This window comes from Streptomyces sp. NBC_01314, assembly GCF_041435215.1.
Classification (GTDB): domain Bacteria; phylum Actinomycetota; class Actinomycetes; order Streptomycetales; family Streptomycetaceae; genus Streptomyces.
Genome location: NZ_CP108394.1, coordinates 3,185,243 through 3,206,309, shown reverse-complemented (window position 1 = coordinate 3,206,309; position 21,067 = coordinate 3,185,243). Strand labels below are relative to the sequence as shown.

The 21,067-nt window shown below is 70.3% G+C and carries 17 protein-coding genes and 1 pseudogene; 9 read left to right on the top strand and 9 right to left on the bottom strand.

Features of this window, described 5'->3' with window-relative positions:
* From boxB to OG622_RS14160, 4 genes are all read right to left on the bottom strand, one after another.
* The gene (boxB, locus tag OG622_RS14175) at positions 1-1,422 is read right to left on the bottom strand and encodes a benzoyl-CoA 2,3-epoxidase subunit BoxB (RefSeq protein ID WP_371576309.1); all 1,422 of its coding nucleotides are present in this window, start codon (positions 1,420-1,422) and stop codon (positions 1-3) included.
* A gap of 4 nt (positions 1,423-1,426) precedes the next feature.
* Complete coding sequence (gene boxC / locus OG622_RS14170; protein WP_371576307.1) at positions 1,427-3,157, bottom strand: 2,3-epoxybenzoyl-CoA dihydrolase; 1,731 nt, start codon at positions 3,155-3,157, stop codon at positions 1,427-1,429.
* A 500-nt stretch (positions 3,158-3,657) separates the two neighbouring features.
* Complete coding sequence (locus OG622_RS14165; RefSeq protein ID WP_371576306.1) at positions 3,658-5,121, bottom strand: benzaldehyde dehydrogenase; 1,464 nt, start codon at positions 5,119-5,121, stop codon at positions 3,658-3,660.
* Between the two features lie 37 nt (positions 5,122-5,158).
* Entirely contained in the window at positions 5,159-6,679 is a 1,521-nt protein-coding gene (locus tag OG622_RS14160) for a GMC family oxidoreductase (RefSeq protein ID WP_371576304.1), read from the bottom strand.
* 160 nt (positions 6,680-6,839) lie between these two features.
* Between OG622_RS14160 and OG622_RS14155 the strand changes: the two genes are divergently transcribed.
* On the top strand, positions 6,840-7,778 hold the full coding sequence (locus OG622_RS14155) for a helix-turn-helix domain-containing protein (RefSeq protein ID WP_371576302.1): 939 nt from the start codon (positions 6,840-6,842) through the stop codon (positions 7,776-7,778).
* A gap of 43 nt (positions 7,779-7,821) precedes the next feature.
* A pseudogene (locus tag OG622_RS14150) lies at positions 7,822-8,298 on the top strand (hypothetical protein).
* A gap of 50 nt (positions 8,299-8,348) precedes the next feature.
* On the opposite strand, the gene OG622_RS14145 reads toward OG622_RS14150, so the two are convergent.
* Positions 8,349-9,176: a VOC family protein gene (locus OG622_RS14145; protein ID WP_371576300.1), complete on the bottom strand. Its 828-nt coding sequence runs from the start codon at positions 9,174-9,176 to the stop codon at positions 8,349-8,351.
* 319 nt (positions 9,177-9,495) lie between these two features.
* Between OG622_RS14145 and OG622_RS14140 the strand changes: the two genes are divergently transcribed.
* Positions 9,496-10,323 (top strand): sulfurtransferase, encoded by an 828-nt coding sequence (locus OG622_RS14140; protein WP_371576298.1) that lies wholly within the window; start codon positions 9,496-9,498, stop codon positions 10,321-10,323.
* A gap of 204 nt (positions 10,324-10,527) precedes the next feature.
* Here the strand turns inward: OG622_RS14140 and sepH are convergent, their stop codons facing one another.
* The 3 genes from sepH to OG622_RS14125 form a co-directional block, all read right to left on the bottom strand.
* Complete coding sequence (gene sepH / locus OG622_RS14135; protein ID WP_371576296.1) at positions 10,528-11,553, bottom strand: septation protein SepH; 1,026 nt, start codon at positions 11,551-11,553, stop codon at positions 10,528-10,530.
* Positions 11,554-11,954: 401 nt separating this feature from the next.
* On the bottom strand, positions 11,955-13,274 hold the full coding sequence (locus tag OG622_RS14130) for a D-arabinono-1,4-lactone oxidase (RefSeq protein ID WP_371576294.1): 1,320 nt from the start codon (positions 13,272-13,274) through the stop codon (positions 11,955-11,957).
* Positions 13,234-14,475, bottom strand: coding sequence for an MFS transporter (locus tag OG622_RS14125; RefSeq protein WP_371576292.1), 1,242 nt, complete (start codon positions 14,473-14,475; stop codon positions 13,234-13,236). Before OG622_RS14125 ends, OG622_RS14130 begins: the two co-directional genes overlap by 41 nt.
* 150 nt (positions 14,476-14,625) lie before the next feature.
* Here OG622_RS14125 and OG622_RS14120 point away from each other — a divergent pair, with 150 nt between their 5' ends.
* Positions 14,626-15,753 (top strand): ferrochelatase, encoded by a 1,128-nt coding sequence (locus OG622_RS14120; protein ID WP_371576290.1) that lies wholly within the window; start codon positions 14,626-14,628, stop codon positions 15,751-15,753.
* An 8-nt stretch (positions 15,754-15,761) separates the two neighbouring features.
* Positions 15,762-16,580, top strand: coding sequence for an inositol monophosphatase family protein (locus OG622_RS14115; protein ID WP_371576289.1), 819 nt, complete (start codon positions 15,762-15,764; stop codon positions 16,578-16,580).
* Positions 16,581-16,692: 112 nt separating this feature from the next.
* Here OG622_RS14115 and OG622_RS14110 read toward each other — a convergent pair whose 3' ends face one another.
* Entirely contained in the window at positions 16,693-16,866 is a 174-nt protein-coding gene (locus OG622_RS14110; protein ID WP_371576287.1) for a hypothetical protein, read from the bottom strand.
* A 417-nt stretch (positions 16,867-17,283) separates the two neighbouring features.
* Here OG622_RS14110 and OG622_RS14105 point away from each other — a divergent pair, with 417 nt between their 5' ends.
* The 4 genes from OG622_RS14105 (at position 17,284) to OG622_RS14090 (ending at position 20,873) form a co-directional block, all read left to right on the top strand.
* The gene (locus tag OG622_RS14105; RefSeq protein ID WP_371576285.1) at positions 17,284-17,937 is read left to right on the top strand and encodes a response regulator transcription factor; all 654 of its coding nucleotides are present in this window, start codon (positions 17,284-17,286) and stop codon (positions 17,935-17,937) included.
* A 6-nt stretch (positions 17,938-17,943) separates the two neighbouring features.
* Positions 17,944-19,206, top strand: a complete 1,263-nt coding sequence (locus OG622_RS14100; RefSeq protein ID WP_371576283.1) for a sensor histidine kinase — start codon at positions 17,944-17,946, stop codon at positions 19,204-19,206.
* A 406-nt stretch (positions 19,207-19,612) separates the two neighbouring features.
* Positions 19,613-19,909 carry a DUF4193 domain-containing protein gene (locus OG622_RS14095; protein ID WP_005481602.1) on the top strand — a complete coding sequence of 99 codons (297 nt, stop codon included), beginning with the start codon at positions 19,613-19,615 and terminating at the stop codon, positions 19,907-19,909.
* Between the two features lie 13 nt (positions 19,910-19,922).
* Positions 19,923-20,873 carry a hypothetical protein gene (locus tag OG622_RS14090; RefSeq protein WP_371576281.1) on the top strand — a complete coding sequence of 317 codons (951 nt, stop codon included), beginning with the start codon at positions 19,923-19,925 and terminating at the stop codon, positions 20,871-20,873.
* Positions 20,874-21,067: the final 194 nt, after the last annotated feature.

Sequence of the window (21,067 nt, the reverse complement as noted above, 5' to 3'; positions counted from 1 at the left end):
TCACACCAGTCGCACGTACTCGTAGTCGAACGGTTGGCCGTTGATGCCGTTGACCGGCGGCGCGACCCAGCTCGCGATCTTGCCGCGCTCGTACACAGGCTGCATCAGCGACCGTACGAACGCCAGGTCCTCGGTGGTGGGCAGCCAGTGGTGGCGGCCGGCCTCCCAGGTCCGCTCGTCGACGATCGTGCCGTCGGGGGTGACGTGGTGGCCGGCGGCGAGGCCGACGTTCCGGTTGAAGCCGGCGTGCGGCAGCTTCAGCCGGAAGTCGATCCCGTGCTCCTCCAGGATCCGGTTCCAGCGCTTGAGGCCGTTCTCGCAGTCGGAGATGTACTCGTCGCGCAGGTCCAGGTTGAGGGCGAGCAGCGCGGGGACCTCGTCCTGTGACCAGGTGCCGTCTGCCTCCGGCTTGTCCAGGAAGGCGCTGTGGTCGGTGAGCCGGTGGTCGTCCTTGCGGCGCTCCTCCTGCCAGCGGCCCTTGAGCCCGGCGGTGTAGTAGTTCGCCGCGTTGGTGGAGGTCTCGCTGCCGAAGAGGTCCAGGGAGACCGTGTAGTGGAAGTTGATGTACTTCTGGATGATGTCCAGGGGGATGCCGCCGCAGGCGGCGATGTCCAGGGTGTCGTGCTCGCGGACCAGCTGGGCGCTGCGGGTCACCACGCGGTCGACGCCGGTGGTGCCGACCATCATGTGGTGCGCCTCTTCCTTCAGCATGAAGGAGCAGGTCCGCGACAGCGGGTCGAAGGCGCTCTCCTTCAGCGAGCCGAGCTGGTACTTGCCGTCCCGGTCGGTGAAGTACGTGAACATGAAGAAGGCCAGCCAGTCGGCGGTCTCCTCGTTGAAGGCGCCCAGGATGCGCGGCGAGTCGGGGCTGCCGGAGTTGCGCTGAAGCAGCGCCTCGGCCTCCTCGCGGCCCTCCCGGCCGAAGTAGGCGTGCAGCAGGTAGACCATCGCCCACAGGTGCCGGCCCTCCTCCACATTGACCTGGAAGAGGTTGCGCAGGTCGTACAGGCTGGGGGCGGTCAGGCCGAGGAGGCGCTGCTGCTCGACGGAGGCCGGCTCGGTGTCGCCCTGGATGACGATCAGCCGTTGCAGGTCGGCGCGGTACTCGCCGGGCACCTGCTGCCAGACCGGCTGCCCCTTGTGCTCGCCGAAGGCGACGCGGCGGTCGGGGTCGCGCTCGGCGAGGAAGATGCCCCAGCGGTAGTCGGGCACGTTGACGTGGTCGAAGTGGGCCCAGCCGTCGCGGCCGACCGACACGGCGGTGCGCAGGTAGACGCCTCGGTTCGCCAGCTCCGGGCCCATCTCGCCCCACCAGTTGAGGAACTTGGGCTGCCAGCCCTCCAGCGCCCGCTGCAGACGGCGGTCGTCGGCGAGAGCGACGTTGTTGGGGATCTTGGAGTCGTAGTCGATCTTCGTGGGCATCGGGTCACACTCGCTTCCGGTCGTAGACCGCTTTCTGGCCGGTGCCGTAGCGGCGCAGCGCACCCTCGGGGCCGGCGGCGTTGGGGCGTATGAAGATCCAGTTCTGCCAGGCGGTGAGCCGTCCGAAGATCTTGGTCTCGATGGTCTCCGGGCCGACGAACCGGTGGTTGGCCTCCATGCCGGTCAGCGCGTCCGGGCTCAGCGCCGCCCGGCTCTCCAGGACGATGCGGATCTCGTCCTCCCAGTCGATGTCGTCGGGCGTGTCGGTGACGAGGCCGAGCTCGCGGACCTGGGCGGGGCTCAGGGGCTGCCCGGCCTCCCGGCGCAGCCACTCGATGTGGCCGTCCTCCTGGTAGAAGCGGGACTGGAGGCGGGTCAGGCCGTTGCCCATGGGGAAGGTGCCGAAGTTCGCCTCGGAGAGGGTGAGTCGGGCGCGCTCGTCGCTGTCCGGGTCCTCGATGGGCGGGCCGTCCAGCATGTACTGCAGATCGCAGGCCAGGGCCAGCTCCAGCAGCAGCCCGGCGAAGCAGCTGCCCGGTTCGATGAGCGCGATGAGGCTGCGGCTGGTGACGTCGAGGCGCTTCAGGGTGCGCTTGTAGTAGTGAACGATCTCGTTGCTGAGCCAGTCGCCCTCGGCGGCGGCGCCCAACACCGCCCGCTCATGGGCCAGTACGAGCGCGGAATCGCCCTCCGTGCGCAGTACCCAGGTACCCAGCTCGGTCTCGTTCGCCCGCAGCCGCAGGATCAGGTCGTCGAGCTCGCGGGTGACGGCCAGCAGCCACCCGTCGGCGCCCTCGTCGTGGATCGCGGCGGCGTCGGCGGGTGCGCCCTCGACGGGGCCCCGTACGGTGATGCGGACCAGGCCGAGCGGACGGTCGTACGCGGCGCGCACGTACTGGTACATGATGCCGTCCTCGGTGACGTCCCGCTCCAGCGGTGTCAGTTCGATGCCCTCGGCGTCCGTCGGCCGAGTGCTGTGCTCGGCCGCTTCAACGGCGCGCTGTTCAACGACCGTACGGAAGTCCCGGCGCGGGACGACCTCGTCGACCAGCCGCCAGTCCACCGCCGTCTTGCCCCGTACGCCGTCGCTGCGGGTGGCGAAGAGATCGGCCAGATCCTTGCGTACGCGGCGCTTGTCGGTGACCCGGGTCAAGCCGCCGGTCCCGGGCAGCACGCCCAGGAGCGGGACCTCGGGCAGGGCCACCGACGAGGAGTTGTCGTCGACCAGCAGGATCCGGTCGCAGGCCAGCGCCAGCTCGTAACCGCCGCCCGCACAGGAGCCGTTGACCGCGGCGATGAAGGTCAGCCCGGAGTGCTCCGAGGCGTCCTCCATGCTGTTGCGGGTCTCGTTGGTGAACTTGCAGAAGTTCACCTTCCAGTGGTGCGGGGAGGCCGCCAGCATCCGGATGTTCGCCCCGGCGCAGAAGACTCGCTCCTTGGCGCTGGTCACCACCACCGACCGCACCTCGGGGTGCTCGAACCGCAGCCGCTGGAGGGCGTCGTACAACTCGATGTCCACGCCCAGGTCGTAGGAGTTGAGCTTCAGCTCGTAGCCCGGGACCAGGCCGCCCTGCTCGTCGACGTCCATCTCCAGCCAGGCGACCGGCCCGTCGGTCCGCAGCTTCCAGTGCCGGTAGGCGTCCGGGCTGCGGTCGAAGGTCACCACCACCGTGCCGGTGGACTCCGGCGCTCCGTTCGCGGCATCGGCCACGCCCGGCTTGTTTGCCACCACCATGACGAGCGCCTCCTCGCGCTAACACAGGTACCGATAAGGGAATCTTCTACAGAACTTCTTCAATGCGTCAAGGTTCTGTAGAACATTGCCTTGATGGGTTCCGGAGGAACCAACGCCGCTGCGGACCGTACGTCTTGGCGCGGCGACCACCGGAAGCAGTCGGCCGTGATCGGGAACGGCGCGGGTTCTCCGGCGGCGGTGCTGCCGCGAGTCCGGTGAACGGCGTGCCCGGCGTCAGCCCGTACCAGAGGAAGGAGCCGTCCTCCCGGCGCGGTCCCTGCCGCCGTGGGCCTCGTGGCGGAGAACGGGCAGTCGCCGGATCTACGTGATCGGAAACCCACACAAGCCGGCGCGGCTGGATGAACCGGCCGAACCCGCCAGGCAGGTCCGCCGCTGCTCCGGCGTCGTGAGTGTTCCGGGCGGTTGGAACCGCCCGGAACACTCACGACCGCACAGTGGTCAGACGTCGAAGTACAGTTCGACAGCTGCTCCCAGGATGGCTAGAAGGGGAAGGCGTGCGCCTGCTCGCGGAAGGTGACCCACTGCCACTGGGTGAATTCGTCCCAGCTGCTCTGGGAGCCGAACCGGCTGCCGTTGCCGGAGGCGCCCGTACCGCCGAAGGGTGCGTACGCGTCGTTGTTCAGGGTCTGGTCGTTGATGTGGACGATGCCGGTCCGTAGCCGTCGCGCCAGATCGCGGCCACGGTCCTGGGATCCCGTCTGCACCGCGGCGACCAGCCCGTACTCGGTGTCGTTGGCGACCGCGACCGCCTCGTCCTCGTCGCGCACGACGACGACCGGCGCCACGGGTCCGAAGATCTCCTCACGGAACGCCGGCATCGACGTGGTCACGCCGGCCAGCACGGTGGGCTGGTAGAACAGCCCGTCGTACGTGCCGCCGGCCCTGACCTCGGCCCCCGCCCCGACGGTCTCCTCCACGATCCGGTGCACATTGTCCCGCTGCCGCTCGTTGATCAGCGGCCCGAGGGCCACCTGCCCGGTGAACGGATCGCCCACCGGAAGTCCCTGCGCCCGCTTGGCCAGCCGGTCGAGGTATTCGTCGGCAACGGATTCGAGCACGATGTGCCGGCCTGCGGTCATACAGACCTGGCCCTGGTGCAGGAACGCGCCCCAGGCTCCCGCCGAACTGGCGATCTCCAGGTCGGCGTCGTCCAGCACGATCAGGGCGTTGTTGCCGCCGAGTTCGAGCGAGACCCGCTTCAGCGTGCGCCCGGCGGTGGCGCCGACCTCACGGCCGACCACCGTCGAGCCGGTGAAGGCGATCATGGCGACGTTCGGGTCCTCGGCCAGCGCCGCGCCGGGCCCGGCGTCCCCGGGCAGCACATGCAGCAACCCGTCGGGCAGGCCGGCGGCCTCGAAGAGTCGTGCGACCAGCGTGCCTCCTGACACCGCCGTCTGTACGTCCGGTTTCAGGACGACCGCGTTGCCCAGCGCCAGCGCCGGCGCGACGGCCCGGACGGAGAGGATCAGTGGGAAGTTCCACGGACTGATCACACCGACCACGCCGAGCGGCACCCGGCGGGCGACGCTCTCCCGGCCGGGCTCGCTGCTCGGCAGCAGGTGCCCCCAGGGCTGGGTGGGCAGCGCCGCCGCCTCCCACAACTCCCCCAGCACCAGGTCGACTTCGAACGCCGCCTTGCCCGGCACCGCGCCGCCCTCGCGGACGAGCCAGCGCTCGAACTCCGCACGGTTGTCCGCGAGGACGGCGGCGGCCTTGCGGATCACGGCGGCGCGGGACGGGCCGGTCGCCGCGGCCCAGTCGGGTTGTGCCTGCGCGGCTCGGGCGGTCGCGGCCGCCACGTCGTCGGCATCGGCCAGGCCGACCTGGGCCAGGACGGCACCCGTCGCCGGTTCGGTGCTGTCCAGCACACCGCCGTGGGCGGTGGTCCAGCCACTGCTGTAGATCTTGCCCTGCCAGGAAACGTCATCGAGAAGTTCGGTCATCGCGGGGTTCTCCTCAGCTTCGCGTGAGCTCGGGTGGTCAGGCGCCGGGTCGGCGGATGAGGTCCGCGGCCTTCTCGCCGATCATGATCGTGGCGGCGTTGGTGTTGACGCAGACGAGCTTCGGCATGACGGAGGCGTCCGCCACACGCAAGCCGTCCAGGCCGTGCACCCGCAGATCGGGCCCCACGACGGCCTCCGGCCCGACGCCCATCGCGCAGCTGCCGACCGGGTGGTAGTAGGTCCCGGTGCCCCGCGCGATGAACTCGCGCAGACCCGCCTCGTCCGTGACGCCGGCTCCGGGAAGCACCTCCCGGGCACGCCAGTCAGCGAACGGTTCGGAGGCGGCGATCTCCCGGGCGACCTCGATGCCGTGCAGCAGCCGGCGCACGTCGGACTCCGCGCCCAGATAGTTCGGATCGATCATTGGCGGCGTCTGCGGATCGGGCCCTGCGATCCGGATCGAGCCACGTGCCTCGGGCACCGTGGCGACACCGAAGGTGAAGCTGTTCGCCGGGGCCTGAAGCGTCGGCGGGTGGAACGGCAGGTGGATGAACATCAACTGCATGTCCGGGCCCGCGAGGGCCTGGTCGCTGCGCCACAGCATCGACACCTCGGCATGGTTGGCGAGCCCTGGCGGGATAGGCCGACTCGCCTCGTACACGATCCCGCACAGTGGATGGTCGTGCAGGTTGCGGCCGACACCGGGCAGGTCGTGCACGACCGCGACACCCGCCTGCTCCAACTCGTCGGCCGCGCCCACACCGGACAGGAGCAGAAGCCGAGGCGAGTCGACCGCGCCCGCGCTGACCACCACCTCCGCATCCGCGAACGCGGTGACGAGCTCGCCGCGGCGTTCGTACTCGACACCGGTGCAGCGTGTGCCGTCGAACAGCAGCCTGTGGGCACGGGACTCCGTCGCGACCGTGAGATTCGGACGGCTGCCACGGACCGGGTGCAGATAGGCCGCCGCGGTGCTCTGGCGGTGCCCGTCCGTGATCGACAGATCGTGCCAGCCGGCACCCTCCTGCACAGCTCCGTTGAAGTCGTCCGTCAGGGGATGACCGGCCGCCGCCGCCGCGTCGAGGAAGACCTGGGACAGCGGATTCGGCTGCGCCGACGGAGCCGGACGCATCGGGCCGTCCTCACCCCGGTACTGCGGATCCCGGCCGCTGACGGTCTCCATGCGCCGGAAGTAGGGCAATAGGGAGGCGTAATCCCAGCCGTCGCAGCCCGCCTTGGCCCATGCGTCGAAGTCGGCGCCGTGCCCACGCAGGTACACCATCGCGTTGATGCTGCTCGACCCGCCGAGCGTGCGCCCCCGAGGCCAGTTGTGGACCACCCCGCCAGTGCCGGGCTGGGGAACGGTGTCGTAGGAGTAGTCGATCTCCGTGCCCCACAGCGCAGGCCACGCGGGGGGCACGTCAATCTCGGGCGCGTCGTCGGCGGGACCGGATTCGAGCAGGAGAACGCGGGTGTCGTGATCTTCCGACAGCCGCGCGGCCAGAACGCAGCCGGCCGACCCGGCACCGATCACCACGTAGTCGTAACGAGAAGCCATGGCCAAGCCCACCTCTGATTCGGCGGTCCGGCGGGCCCCGTCGCCCGCTCGGTGAAAAACCTGCTACAGATTCTTGTCAGTCACGTTGCAGAGTTGTTGACTGATCCCGCCTCGGCCTTTGTCGTGCAAGGACAAGTCTGGTGGGAGGGCGCACACAGTGATGTGGTCGACCGCATGGACAGAACAGTCAAGCTCTCACCCGGCCGAACTCTGGCGAGAGCAGTTGGGCAGTGCTTTCGGCCGGCTCGTCCCGGAGGCCATCGGAGCGCGGGCCGCCCATGGGCAGATGGCCGGTACTCAGCTCGGGGCGATCGCTGCCTACCGGGTGAGCGGTACGCCGCAGGTCGTGCGGCGCACCCCCAGGGCCGTACGGCAGACACCGATCGACCTGCTCAAGGTCTGCGTACAGCTGAGCGGGTACGCCACCGTGTGCCAGGACGATCGCGAGATCTCGATCGCGCCCGGGCAGATGGCGATCTACGACACCGGCAGGCCATACCATCTGCGTCTGGAGCGGCAATGGTCGTGCGCGGTCATGGCTTTTCCCCGGGGCGCGTTGAGCCTGCCCGAACGCATGGTCGTCACGTCGATGAACCGTGCCCATCCACTCGTGGACGGACCTGGCGCGGTGCTGGCCGGCTTCGTATCAACCGCGGTGTCGCAGCGAGAACTGATCCTCCGGACATCCGCCAACCGGCTCGGCGAAGCGGGACTGCATCTGGTGGCAGCGGCACTGAGCGACGTCACCACCTGTGGCAACGATGGCGCAGCGGACGCATTGCGGCTGCAGATCCTGAACTACATCAGAGCGCACCTCGCCGAACCGGAGCTGACACATGCGCGGGTCGCCGCCGTGCACCACATGAGCGCGCGCACACTGCACCGACTGTTCGAGCACGAGTCATGCACAGTCACCGACTACATCCGATCTCGCCGCCTCGAAGCGGCGATGCGTGACCTGGCCGACCCTCTGCTCGCCCATCGCAACATCGCGGCGATCGCCGCCCATTGGTGCTTCGTCGGCCAGGCGCACTTCACCCGCGCCTTCCACGCCAAGTACGGCGTGAACCCCTCGGCTGCCCGTCGCGACGCCGTGTAGTCGCCGGACCTCACGAGAGCCGCGCTGCCCTGCGGATCCGGCCATGAAGCAGGCCCGTCGGCCGTGCCTCCCCTTGAGGGAAGAGCACGGCCCACAGGCGGCCCGTTCGGCACGCGGCCTCCAGGGCATGATCTTCACGCGTGACGACCGCGCGGGCGAGGGCAAGCTGTCGTCGCGGCTCGGCCTGGTCACCGACGCCGTGGAGGTCGAGGACGGCCAGGACCTGTAGGGGTACCTCGTCGACCACCTCTCCCAGCGCCTGGTCGAGCTGGCCGACCGTGTCGAGGTCCTGCAGGTGGAGGCCCTCTGCTGGTGCGGCGCCCGCGCCACCCACAACGCCCGCACCATAGGCGGTCAGATGGTCGTCGAGGGTGCCCAGGTCGTCATCGGCGACGTCAACCAGCCCGACGACATCGGCTACGAGGTCCTCTGCCGCCGTCACCACCGCCGCCGCATGACAGCGGCCACGGCCCACGCGAGCGCCCTCTCCCCGGATGTCCTGCCGGTCGAGGCGGTCTGACGGGAACGGCCGTTTCCGGGGCCGCCCGCCCGCACCGGGTCATACCGGGATCACCCGGCCGTGCGAAGGGCCGAGCCGGCGGTTCGGTGTTCCGTGTGCACCACCGCGAACTTCGCGCCCTCCGGGTCGGCGAGGGTGGCCACGGGGCCGTGCGGGGTGTCGTGGGTGGGCCTGAGGACATGGCCCCCGAGTTCGATGACGCGGTCGGCGGCCTCGTCGGGGTCGGTCACCTCGAAGTAGCTCAGCCAGTGAGGGCCCCGGTCGCGGGGGAGCGCACCGCCGACGCCGTGGATGCCGGCGACGGGACGGCCTCCGATGCGGAGGGTGACGTAGTCGAGGTCGGCGGAGACCACCGGCTCCTCCTCGTAGCCGAAGGCCGTCTCGTAGAACTTGGCGACCAGCGAGCTGTCGACGGTGAGGAGTTCGTCCCACGCCGGGGTGCCGGGGACGCCGGTGATGTCCGCGCCGAGGTGCTCCGCCGCCTGCCAGATGCCGAAGACGGCGCCCGCGGGGTCGGAGGCGATCGCCAGACGGCCCGCCTCGCCGGCGTCCAGCGGTCCGACGCCGACAGTGCCGCCGCAGTGCCGTACGGTCTCCGCCGTCCGGTCCGCGTCGTCCGAGGCGAAGTACGGCGTCCAGGCGATGGGGAGATGGCGGTCGGGCGGCAACTGCCCGATGCCCGCCACCTGGTGCCCGTCGAGCAGTGCCCGCACGTACGGGCCGAGCTGCTGGGGGCCGGGCTGGAACTCCCAGCCGAACAGAGCCCCGTAGAAGTCCTGGGTCGTGGTCATCCCGTGCACCATCAGGCTCACCCAGCAGGGTGTGCCCGGCGGATACGCCGCACCGTTCAGACCGGTCGACCCCCGTGCCTCGGTCATCGTCACTCTCCTCGGCCCCTCGTGGTGGCGGTGTCCGTCCACCCTCCGTACGCGTGTACCGCGTCCGCGCGATCACGCCCCGTGCCGATGCTCGCACCACCCGTAGTGCCGCGGGCCCGCGCCGCACCGCCCGCAGGACGCGTACGTACGCGAGGACGCACGGCTTTGCGGCACCGGCCGCTCTCCGTGTCGCTGCCGCGCGGTGTCCATCGGTTGTACGGCATGCACCCGATCCGGTACGCCTCGTGATCGGCACCGCCCGGCGGGCAGAGTAGCCGGACCCGGGCGACGCGGCCACCCCGTACGCGAGGATGGGGCCATGAACGCCATCATCTCCGCCTCCGACCTCGCGAACGAGCTGACGGGAGCCCACCCGCCGGTTCTCCTGGACGTCCGCTGGCAGCTGGGCGGCCCGAACCTGCGCCCCGAGTACGAGAAGGCACACATCCCGGGAGCCGTCTTCGTCGACCTGGACGCCGAACTCGCCGGCCCTGCGGGCTCCGGCGGCCGCCACCCGCTGCCCGACACCGGCGCCTTCGGTACGGCGATGCGGGCGGCCGGGGTCTGCGCGGACCGTGCCGTCGTCGTGTACGACGGCGGGCTCAACTGGGCCGCCGCGCGCGCGTGGTGGCTGCTCGGCTGGGCGGGTCACCCCTCGGTACGGGTCCTGGACGGCGGCCTGGCCGCCTGGGAGGGCCCGTTGACGGCCGAGATCCCGAAGCCGGCGCCCGGCACCTTCGAGCCCGTCCCCGGCGCGCTGCCGCTGCTCGAAGCGGACGGCGCGGCCGCGCTGGCCCGCACCGGGCTGCTCCTGGACGCACGGGCCGCCGAGCGCTATCGCGGTGACGTCGAGCCCATCGACCCGGTCGGGGGGCACATCCCGGGCGCGGTGTCGGCCCCGACCACGCAGAACGTGGCCGAATCCGGCCGCTTCCGGTCCGCCGCCGAACTCGCCGACCGCTTCAAGGGACTCGGCGCTACCGCCGACTCCGAGGTCGGCGTCTACTGCGGCTCCGGTGTCTCCGGCGCCCACCAGGTGCTGGCGCTGGCCGTCGCGGGCATCCCGGCGGCCCTGTACGTGGGTTCGTGGTCGGAGTGGTCCCGGGACGACGGCCGCCCGGTCGCCACCGGGCCCGACCCCCAGTGATCCACCGCTGACGGCGCGCCGTGGGGCCCGCGTCTGAACGACACGGGCCCCACACACGTATGAATGACCGATCCTGCACCGACAAAGACCAACAGAGAAGCAGACGAAGACACAGCCGACACCACAACCGACAACAGTCGACAACACAGACGAAGAACGGATCTGCGTGAACGACCGGTCCGACTCCCCACCGCTGTAGGCGCGCTACTCCTGCTTCTTGCGTCGCGTACCGAACACGATCTCGTCCCAGCTCGGCACCGCCGCACGACGGCCCGGCCGGACGCCGTCGGCCTCGGCCTGGCGGTCGGTGGCGCCGATGAGCCGGTCGCGGTGGCCGTTGACCGACCGAGGCATGAGGACGTCCGCGTAGGCGGAACCGGCCGAGGCCGCGGGGGGCGCGGACTCCTCCTCCGCCATTTCCTCGGCGGACTCCTCCTGCGGTTCGGTGGAGGGCAGTTCGGGCACGACCAGGTCGCCCCGGTAGCTGGGGACGGCCTCCAGAATGCTGGTGAGCGAGTCGCGCTCGCTCACCAGATCCTCGTCGGACTCGGACTGCAGGGGCTGGGCGGGACGTTCCGCCTGGCGGTCCAGGGGGCGGTCACGGGGCAGCCGCGCGATCCTCGGCACGAACGGGAAGCTCGGCTCGGGCGTCCCGAGGTCGTCGGACTCGCCGATCAGCGAACGCGCCTCGTCGTCGACGGCCTGGACGAGCCGCCGGGGCGGGTCGTATGTCCAGCTCGCCGAGTGCGGTTCGCCCGCGACGCAGTACACCAACAGGACTTCCCAGGTGCCGTCGTCGCGGCGCCACGAGTCCCACTGGACGGTGTCCTTCTCGGCGCCGCGCAGCAGCAGTCGCTCCTGGACGGTCTCGCCGAGCTGGGGCCCGGCGTTCTCACCGGGGCGGCGGACCGGGGTCTTGCGGGCCCGCTCGGCCATGAAGGCGCGCTCGGCCAGTACGGGGCCCTCGAACCGGCGTACCCGGTCGACGGGGATGCCGGCGAGCTGCGCGACCTCCTCGGCCGTGGCACCCGCGCGTATCCGCGCCTGGATGTCACGGGGGCGGAGATGGCTCTCCACCTCGATCTCGATCTGGCCGAGGCGTGGACGGTCGCCGCGCACGGCGGCACGCAGCCGTTCGTCGATCGGTAGCGTGTACTCCGTGGAATCGGCAGCCTTCAGCACCAGCCGTGTGCCGTCATTGGAGACGGCCACGACACGCAGTTCGGGCATGGGGACCTCCCGGGTGGTGCCTGCCGACGTCACGTGCGTCGCTGCTTCCGCTAGTCGAGTGTGGCCTGCCCGGGTGCAGCCTGCCACAACCTTGCCGAGTTGCCCGGCGTGTCGGGCGTGAGCCCGAGGCTGCCGTTATGGCACGGTTATCAATTCGCAACGCTAAGTGACGAACCTCATCACCCTGTGCAACGGGCCCCCTCCCGGCGGTCCTCGAAGGCCCCGGACACCCTGGCGGGAGTCCGGACCCAGGGCTCGCAACAGTACTCCATTCGGGCCACTTGCGTGGATCGGCACGCCGCCCAACTTCTCCCGGGAGACGTCAATCCGCCGCTGGAACAGACCTTTTCGTGACCTCGGGAGGGACGCGCCGCACGCGATCACCACAACCGCCCGCCCGGCTATGCCCCGAGCACCCTGCGCAAGTAGTCGTTCTGGAACCGCCGTTCGGGGTCGAGCCGGTCACGCAGCGCGGTGAACTCGCCGAAGCGGGGGTAGACCTTGGCGAAGTAGTCCGTGTCCCGGGTGTGCACCTTGCCCCAGTGCGGTCGCCCCTCGTGCGCGGTGAAGATCCGCTCGGCGGCGGTGAAGTACGCCCTGTAGGGCGTGCCCTTGAACATGTGCACGGCGACGTACGCGCTCTCGCGGCCGGAGGCGGTGGAGAGCGTGATGTCGTCGGCCGGGGCGGTGCGGACCTCGACGGGGAAACTGACGCGCAGTTTCGAACGGTCGACCATCGCCTTGAGTTCACGCAGCGTGTCCACCAGGGCCTCGCGCGGAACGGCGAACTCCATCTCCACGAAGCGCACTCGGCGCGGAGACGTGAAGACCTTGTAGGGGATGTCGGTGTAGGTCCGCGCGGACAGGGCGCGGCTGGAGATCTGCGCGATCGTCGGGATGGTGGCGGGGACCGCCTGGCCGACCCAGTTGGCCACCTGGAAGACGCCGTTGGAGAGGAACTCGTCCTCGAACCAGCTGTTCAGCTGTGGTACGGGCTTCTCGGGACCGGCGCTGCGGTTGTTTCGCTTGGTGTTGGTGCTGCCGGTGTGCGGGAACCAGTAGAACTCGAAGTGCTCGTTCTCGGCGTGCAGTTCGTCGAACTCGGCCAGTACCTTCTCGAACGGCATCGGTTCCTCGCGTGCCGTGAGCAGGAAGATCGGCTCCACGGCGAAGGTGATCGCGGTGACGATGCCGAGGGCGCCGATGCCGACGCGGGCGGCCGCGAACACATCGGGGTTCTCCGTCGCGGAGCAGGTGAGGATCGAGCCGTCGGCGGTGACCAGTTCGAGTCCCCGGATCTGGGCGGCGATCGAGGCCGAGTCGCGGCCGGTGCCGTGCGTGCCGGTGCTCGTCGCGCCGGAGACCGTCTGCTCCATTATGTCGCCCATGTTCGTGAGCGACAGCCCCTCGCGCGCGAGGGCCATGTTGAGTCTCTTGAGCGGGGTGCCGGCGGCGACCGTGACCGTCATGGCATCACGGTCTATCTTGCGTATGCCCGTCAACAGTTGAGGACGGATCAGCACGCCGTCGGTCGCGGCGGCCGCTGTGAAGGAGTGGCCCGTGCCGACCGCCTTCACCCGGAGGTCGTCCTCGGCGGCCTGCCGTACGGCAGCGGCGAGTTCCTCCACGGTGGCAGGCGTGACCTCCCGTACGGGCCGGGCGGTGACGTTCCCCGCCCAGTTACGCCACGTGCCGCTCTTCCCGATCACTGTGGTGCTCATGGGGCCCTCCCCGCCTTGGAGCCGGCCTGCGCAGCCGGCGGTACCCGAGAAAACCGACCGCGACCGCGACGGTTCCGGACGCCGCCGGAACCACGTACCCCGCCTCCGCCCCGGCAGCGTCGATCACCCAGCCGGAGACCGAGGAGCCGAGCGCCACCCCGACCGCGAGCCCGGTGCCCACCCAGGTCATGCCCTCGGTCAGTTGCGTGCGTGGTACGTGCTCTTCGATCAGGGACATCGTCGTGATCATCGTGGGTGCGATGGACAGTCCCGCTACGAAGAGCGCCACGGCCAGAAACGGCAAGTTTCCGACCAGTAGGAGGGGGATCATACTCACGGCCATGCCGCACACGCCCAGCAGCCATCGACGTTCCGCCGCCCCGGTGAAGCGCAACAGCCCGAAGACGATGCCCGCGGCACAGGAACCGGCCGCGTAGAGGGCCAGGACGACGCTCGCGGCGGCCTTGTGGCCCCGCTCCTCGGCGAAGGCCACGGTGACCACGTCGACGGCCCCGAAGATCGCCCCGGTCGCCACGAAGGTGGCCACCAGGACCTGCAGTCCGGCCGAACGCAGCGCCGAACGGCCCCTGTCGTGCCTCGCGCGCGGGTGCGGCGCCGGTTCGGTGGCGCGCTGGGAGGTCAGCCAGAAGACGCCGACCGTGAGGAAGCAGGCGGCGAGCAGTGGCCCGGCCTCCGGGAACCAGGCCGTGGACAGCCCGATGGAGATGATCGGCCCGAAGATGAAGCAGACCTCGTCGATGACGGACTCGAAGGAGTACGCGGTGTGCAGCTGCGGGGTGTCCCGGTAGAGGGCCGCCCAGCGTGCCCGGGTCATCGCCCCGAGGCTCGGCACACAGCCGATGCCGGCCGAGCAGACGTACAGCACCCAGTCCGGCCGGCCGTGGTGCGCGGCGAACAGCAGCCCGGCCGACGCGGTCAGCGCGACCAGGGTCGCCGGGCGCAGCACCCGCCGCTGTCCGTGCTGGTCCACCAGGCGCGAGATCTGCGGGCCGAGCACGGCGGCGGAGAGCGCGATGGTCGCCGAGAGCGCTCCGGCCAGGCCGTACCGCCCGGTGAGCTGGGAGATCATCGTGACCACGCCGATGCCCATCATGGACAGCGGCATCCGGCCGAGAAGGCCCGCGGCGGTGAAGCCCTTGGTGCCGGGGGCGGCGAACAGGGCGGTGTAGGGGCTGGGCACGGGGTCTCCGGTCGATCCGGTAAGCGGAGGAGATGGGTCCTCGTAAGGTGTGACCGAGGTTGATACAGCTTACGGGTGAGGTGACCCTAAGTCATTCCCGGGCGTGGGCCGGGATCCCGCCTGCCGGTGTCGGGTGGCAGGATCGGAGACATGCCACACGCGCACGACGCCACCCCCTACGACGCCCTGCTCCTGCTCTCGTTCGGCGGCCCGGAGGGGCCGGACGACGTGGTCCCGTTCCTGGAGAACGTGACGAGGGGTCGCGGCATCCCCACGGAGCGCCTCAAGGAAGTCGGGCAGCACTACTTCCTGTTCGGCGGGGTCAGCCCCATCAACGACCAGAACCGCGCCCTGCTCGACGCTCTCCGCAAGGACTTCGCCGAGCACGGCCTGGACCTGCCGGTGTACTGGGGCAACCGCAACTGGGCGCCCTACCTGACCGACACGCTGCGTGAGATGGTCACCGACGGCCGCCGCCGCATCCTGGTCCTCGCCACCAGCGCGTACGCCTCGTACTCGGGCTGTCGCCAGTACCGCGAGAACCTCGCCGACTCGCTCGCCACCCTGGAGGCCGAGGGCCTGGAGCCGCCGAGGATCGACAAGATCCGGCACTACTTCAATCACCCGGGCTTCCTGGAGCCCATGATCGACGGTGTCCTGGAGTCACTCGCCGACCTCCCCGAGGACGTCCGTGACGGCGCGCACCTGGCCTTCTGCACGCACTCGATCCCGACCGTCTCGGCGGACACCTCCGGCCCGGTCGAGGACCACGGGGACGGCGGCGCGTACGTCGCGGAGCACCTGGACGTCTCTCGGCTCATCGTCGACGCCGTGCGCGAGCGCACCGGAGTCGAGCACCCCTGGCGGCTCGTGTACCAGTCCCGCTCCGGCGCCCCGCACATCCCGTGGCTGGAGCCCGACATCTGCGACCACCTGGAGGAGCGGCACGACTCCGGCGCCCCGGCCGTCGTGATGGCGCCCATCGGGTTCGTCTCGGACCACATGGAGGTCCTGTACGACCTCGACACCGAGGCCGTGGCCAAGGGGGCGGAACTGGGCCTGCCGGTCCGCCGCTCGGCCACCGTGGGTGCCGACCCACGGTTCGCCGCCGCGATCCGCGACCTCGTGCTGGAGCGCGCGGAGACCGAGCGGGGCCGCGACGTGACACCCTGCGCCCTCGGCACGCTCGGCGCGAGCCACGACCTGTGCCCGGTCGGCTGCTGCCCGGCCCGTGCCCCGCAGCCCGCCGCCGCGGGCGCCGACAGCCCGTACGTGTGAGGAGCACCGTGACCCACCAGTCAGAGCGTCCGGACGGCCTGAGGGCCGAACTGCTGGAGATCGCCCTGGACGCGGCCCACCGCGCGGGAGTCTTCCTGCGCGACGGCCGGCCCGCCGATCTCGGCGTGGCCGCCACCAAGTCCAGCGCGGTCGACGTCGTCACCGAGATGGACATCGCCTCCGAGAAGCTGATCACCGGCCTGCTGGCCGAGCGCAGGCCGCACGACGGCGTGCTCGGCGAGGAGGGCGCCAGCGTCGAGGGCACGAGCGGCGTCCAGTGGGTGATCGATCCCCTCGACGGCACCGTCAACTACCTGTACGGACTGCCGAGTTGGGCCGTGTCCATCGCGGTCCGGGTGGACGGTGAGACGGTCGTGGGCGTGGTCGACGCCCCGGAGCGCGGTGAGACCTACCGGGCCGTCCTCGGCGAGGGCGCGTACGTCAACGACCGCCCCGCGCGCGTGCGCCCCGCCCCCGAGCTGGGGCTGGCCCTCGTCGGCACCGGCTTCGGTTACCGCGCCGAGCGGCGGGCCAGGCAGGCCGACGTGCTGCGCGAGCTGATCCCCCATGTGCGGGACATCCGGCGCGGCGGCTCGGCCGCGATCGACCTGTGCGACGTGGCGGTGGGCCGCCTGGACGCGTACTACGAACGCGGTCTCAACGCCTGGGACTACGCGGCGGGCGACCTCATCGCCCGGGAGGCGGGCGCCCTGACCGGTGGCCGCCCCTCAGAGCCCCTCTCACCCGATCTGACCATCGCGGCCCCACCTGCCCTCTTCGAGGTCCTCCAGACCCACCTGGAGGACCTGGGCGCCTGGCACGACTGACAAACCCGTCGCAGACGGTGACGAAGAGAGCTGACGAACAGAGCTGACGAACAGAGCGGGACCCCTGGCCTGGATCTGCCAAGGGTCCCGCTGTCTTGCGTCGGGCAGTCGATCAGACGCTGTACGCGCCGACCTCCACGCCGTGATCGGCCGCGAGGCGGCGCAGGTCGTCGAGTTCGCCCTGCTCCACTTCGGCGAGGAAGTCGTCGCCCTCGCTGCGAGCCCTGGTCAGGTCGGACTCGGCCGTCCTTATGCGCTGCAGAAGTCCTGCGGTGAATGCGTCCATGCTGCGCCCCCTCGTCCTGGGTCGTGGGTCGGTGGCACGGGGGTGTGCCGTTCGGAAGGGGCGATCACGTCTCCTGTGGATGCCCAGCGCTGCCCGGCCGGGCGGCGACGGTGCCGGACACCCACGCCCGCTCTGCGGAGAAGCGGATCGCCGCGTACCGCATGGTGGTGCGGCACAAGCAGAGTGTGATCGCGGGGTGTAAAGCCGTCCTCCCCCCGGTCTCTCGAACGGAAACCTCAACCGGACGAAAAAGTCCCGCATTCCCGGCCGCAGGCCTACGTCCTTCCTGCCCCGAGGGTCGCCTTACAGCCGACTTACGGCCGAAAAAGGCAGGATGGAGGTCACACACCCACGAACACCCTGCCCGTGCCGCGCCTGTGGCGCGCTACGCGGGTGGACACAGGAAGGACAAGCGACGTGCGCGTACTCGTCGTCGAGGACGAGCAGCTGCTCGCCGATGCGGTGGCCACCGGACTGCGCCGGGAGGCCATGGCCGTCGACGTCGTGTACGACGGTGCGGCGGCCCTGGAGCGCATCGGCGTCAACGACTACGACGTGGTCGTCCTCGACCGCGACCTCCCCCTCGTCCACGGCGACGACGTCTGCCGCAGGATCGTCGAGCTCGGCCTGCCCACGCGCGTGCTGATGCTCACCGCGTCCGGCGACGTCAGCGACCGCGTCGAGGGCCTGGAGATCGGCGCCGACGACTACCTGCCCAAGCCGTTCGCCTTCAGCGAGCTCATCGCACGCGTACGGGCCCTCGGCCGGCGTACGAGCATGCCGCTGCCGCCGGTCCTGGAGCGCGCGGGCATCAAGCTCGACCCCAACCGCCGCGAGGTCTTCCGCGACGGCAAGGAGGTGCAACTCGCACCCAAGGAGTTCGCGGTCCTGGAGGTGCTGATGCGCAGCGAGGGCGCCGTCGTCTCGGCGGAGCAGCTCCTGGAGAAGGCCTGGGACGAGAACACCGACCCGTTCACCAACGTCGTGCGCGTGACGGTCATGACGCTGCGCCGCAAGCTCGGCGAGCCACCGGTCATCGTCACCGTGCCCGGCTCCGGCTACCGGATCTGATCCGCCGTGGCCCCCACCCCCGCGCCGCCCCAGGCACCCCCGAAGCCCACCTGGGACCCCCGGCGGGCGCAGAACCCGCTCCCGTGGCTGCGCCCGACCATCCGGATACGGCTCACGCTGCTGTACGGCGGCATGTTCCTGATCGCCGGGATCCTGCTGCTGTCGATCATCTACCTGCTGGCCGCCCAGGCCGTGACCACCGGCAACACACCGGTGTTCAAGATCGAGGACGGCAAGGACATCAGCGTGTCCAGCAACATCTGCCCCGCGGTCGACGCCGACACGGCCCCGACCAACCTTCGGCTCGACGACTTCAACGCGGCGATCTCGGCCTGCATCGACCACGAGCGCCAGGTCGCCCTGGACACTCTGCTCAGCCGCTCCCTGCTGGCCCTCCTCGGGCTCGCCGTGATCGCGTTCGCCTTCGGGTACGCGATGGCGGGCCGGGTGCTCGCGCCGCTCGGCCGGATCACCCGCACCGCGCGCGCGGTCGCCGGCTCGGACCTGTCCCGCCGCATCGAGCTGGACGGTCCGGACGACGAGCTGAAGGAGCTGGCGGACACCTTCGACGACATGCTGGAGCGGCTCCAGCGGGCCTTCACGGCCCAGCAGCGGTTCGTCGGGAACGCCTCGCACGAGCTGCGAACACCGCTCGCGATCAACCGCACACTCCTTGAGGTGCATCTCTCCGATCCGGGCGCGCCGGCCGAGCTGCAGCAGCTGGGCAAGACGCTGCTGGCCACCAACGAGCGCAGCGAGCAGCTCGTCGAGGGGCTGCTGCTGCTCGCCCGCAGCGACAACCAGATCGTCGAGCGCAAGCCCGTTGACCTCGCCGAGGTCGCCTCCCAGGCCATCGACCAGGTGCGCTCCGAGGCGGACAGCAAGAAGGTGGAGATCCGCGGCGAGTGGGCCCCCGCGGTCGTCCAGGGCAACGGCGTCCTGCTGGAGCGGATCGCCCTGAACCTCGTCCAGAACGCCGTCCGGTACAACGTGCCGGGGCCGGGAGGCTGGGTGGAGGTCACGACGGAGCTGCAGCACGGGCAGGCGGTCCTGGTGGTCACGAACACCGGGCCCGTGGTCCCGGCGTACGAGATCGACAATCTTTTCGAGCCGTTCCGGCGGCTGCGTACGGAGCGCACGGGCAGCGACAAGGGCGTGGGCCTCGGCCTGTCGATCGTCCGGTCCGTGGCCCGCGCGCACGGCGGCCACATCGCCGCCCGGCCACGTGAGGGAGGCGGACTCGTGATGCGCGTGACCCTGCCCGTCTGAGACCATGACCCCCGGCTCCGGGATGTGTTCGCTTTGCGCGGAATTTCCGGGGTACCTGATCGAAACGGTCGTGCACGACCGATGTGTGATCGATCACATGGGCGATTTTCCAGCCATCTACCGAGCGTGATCATGTGGCCGTCGTAAAGCCGGGAAGATCCGGGTTTTCGGGGGTTGAGATCACGGGAAGTACATGCTGGGACGCCTTTGATATGCAGCCTCAGGACCGTGTACGGTCCCGTTCGCCATCCAAGCCGATCACTCTTGAGGAGTCCGGTTGGGTGTCGATTGAGTAACAGACCTTGATGTGAGGCAAAATCTCCGCCTCAGGTCGGGCACAAGTCCGGCCTCTCACGCGTTACGTGCGCTGGAGACACCGCAGACACCCAGAGGGGGAGAGCGCGACATGGCAACGGATTACGACACCCCACGCAAGACCGACGACGACGTCGACTCGGACAGCCTTGAAGAACTGAAGGCTCGCCGGAACGACAAGTCGACTTCGGCCGTGGATGTAGATGAGTTCGAGGCAGCCGAAGGCCTGGAACTGCCCGGGGCCGACCTCTCGAACGAGGAGCTGGCCGTCCGGGTGCTGCCCAAGCAGCAGGACGAGTTCACTTGCATGAGCTGCTTCCTGGTGCACCACCGCAGCCAGCTGGCCCGCGAGAAGAACGGTCAGCCGATCTGCCGCGACTGCGACTGAGGCAGGGTCGGCCGTGACTGGCTCGACCTTTCCTTGGAAGCGCCGCTCCCGCAAGGGGGCGGACCCGGGGCCCTACGACGGCCCTGACGGCGTGCGTGACGACGAGCGGGGCTCCTCCGACCAGGGAGCGGCCTCGCTCGAACGTGCGCCCGTCACGGCGTCGGGGGGCGCCACGGATGAGCAGGGATCTCTGCCCGTACCGGTGGACACTCCGGCGCCGGTCGCCGGACGGCGCGCGGCCGCCGTCCGCGACGGACTGAAACAGGGCCTCAAGGTCGGGGCCCGCAAGAGCGGTGACCGGGCCAGAGCGGGGCTCGCGTACATCACCGACCGGATCATCGAGATCGCCCCGCGGATTCCCGTACGCGACCTCGCGGCTCTGCGTGCCCAGTTCCCGGGGCTGGGGCCCGAGCAGATCGCCGACAAGCTCGTCGCGGGGGCCGCCAACGCGTCCTCCACGGTGGGCGCGGGCGTCGGGGCCGCCGCGATGCTGCCGGCCCCGCCCGCGATGCCCGCGGAACTGGCCGCCGAGATCACCGGGGTCGCCGCGGTCGAGCTGAAGCTCATCGCGGAGCTGCACGAGGTGTACGGGGCGCGGCCGCCGGGGAACCTGCGGCAGCGCAGTAGCGCCTATCTGGACTCCTGGTCCGGGGAGCGCGGCATCGACGTGACCCGGCCGTCGACGATCAACTCGGCGCTCGGCGGGCAGCTGAAGCGGCAGCTGCGGCAGCAGATCATGAAGCGGATGGTGCGCAACCTGCCGAACCTGATGCCGTTCCTGGTCGGCGCCGCGGTCGGGGCGGTCATGAACCGCCGGGACACCAAGCACCTCGCGGAGCGGATCCGTAAGGACCTGCGGCGGACGCAGGTGCCGTGGGAGGCGTTGCCGGAACTGCCGCCGCTGGAGACGCCGGCCGATCCCCTGACGGTGGGGGAGTTGCCCAAGGAACTCGGCGGGGGCTGAGCGGGAGGTGCCGGGCGCGCTCCTGATCCGTGGAGTGTTTCCGCGAGCAGGCGCGCCCGAGTCGGACGCCGCCGAGAACGAGCCGAATGCACCGTCGTGACTGATCGCCGTTGCGGCGGCGGGAACTTTCCCGGCGGCGAGGCGTTTCTCGGCGGTAAGAGTTCGGCGAGAAAACCGCGCCGACGCGGAGTGAC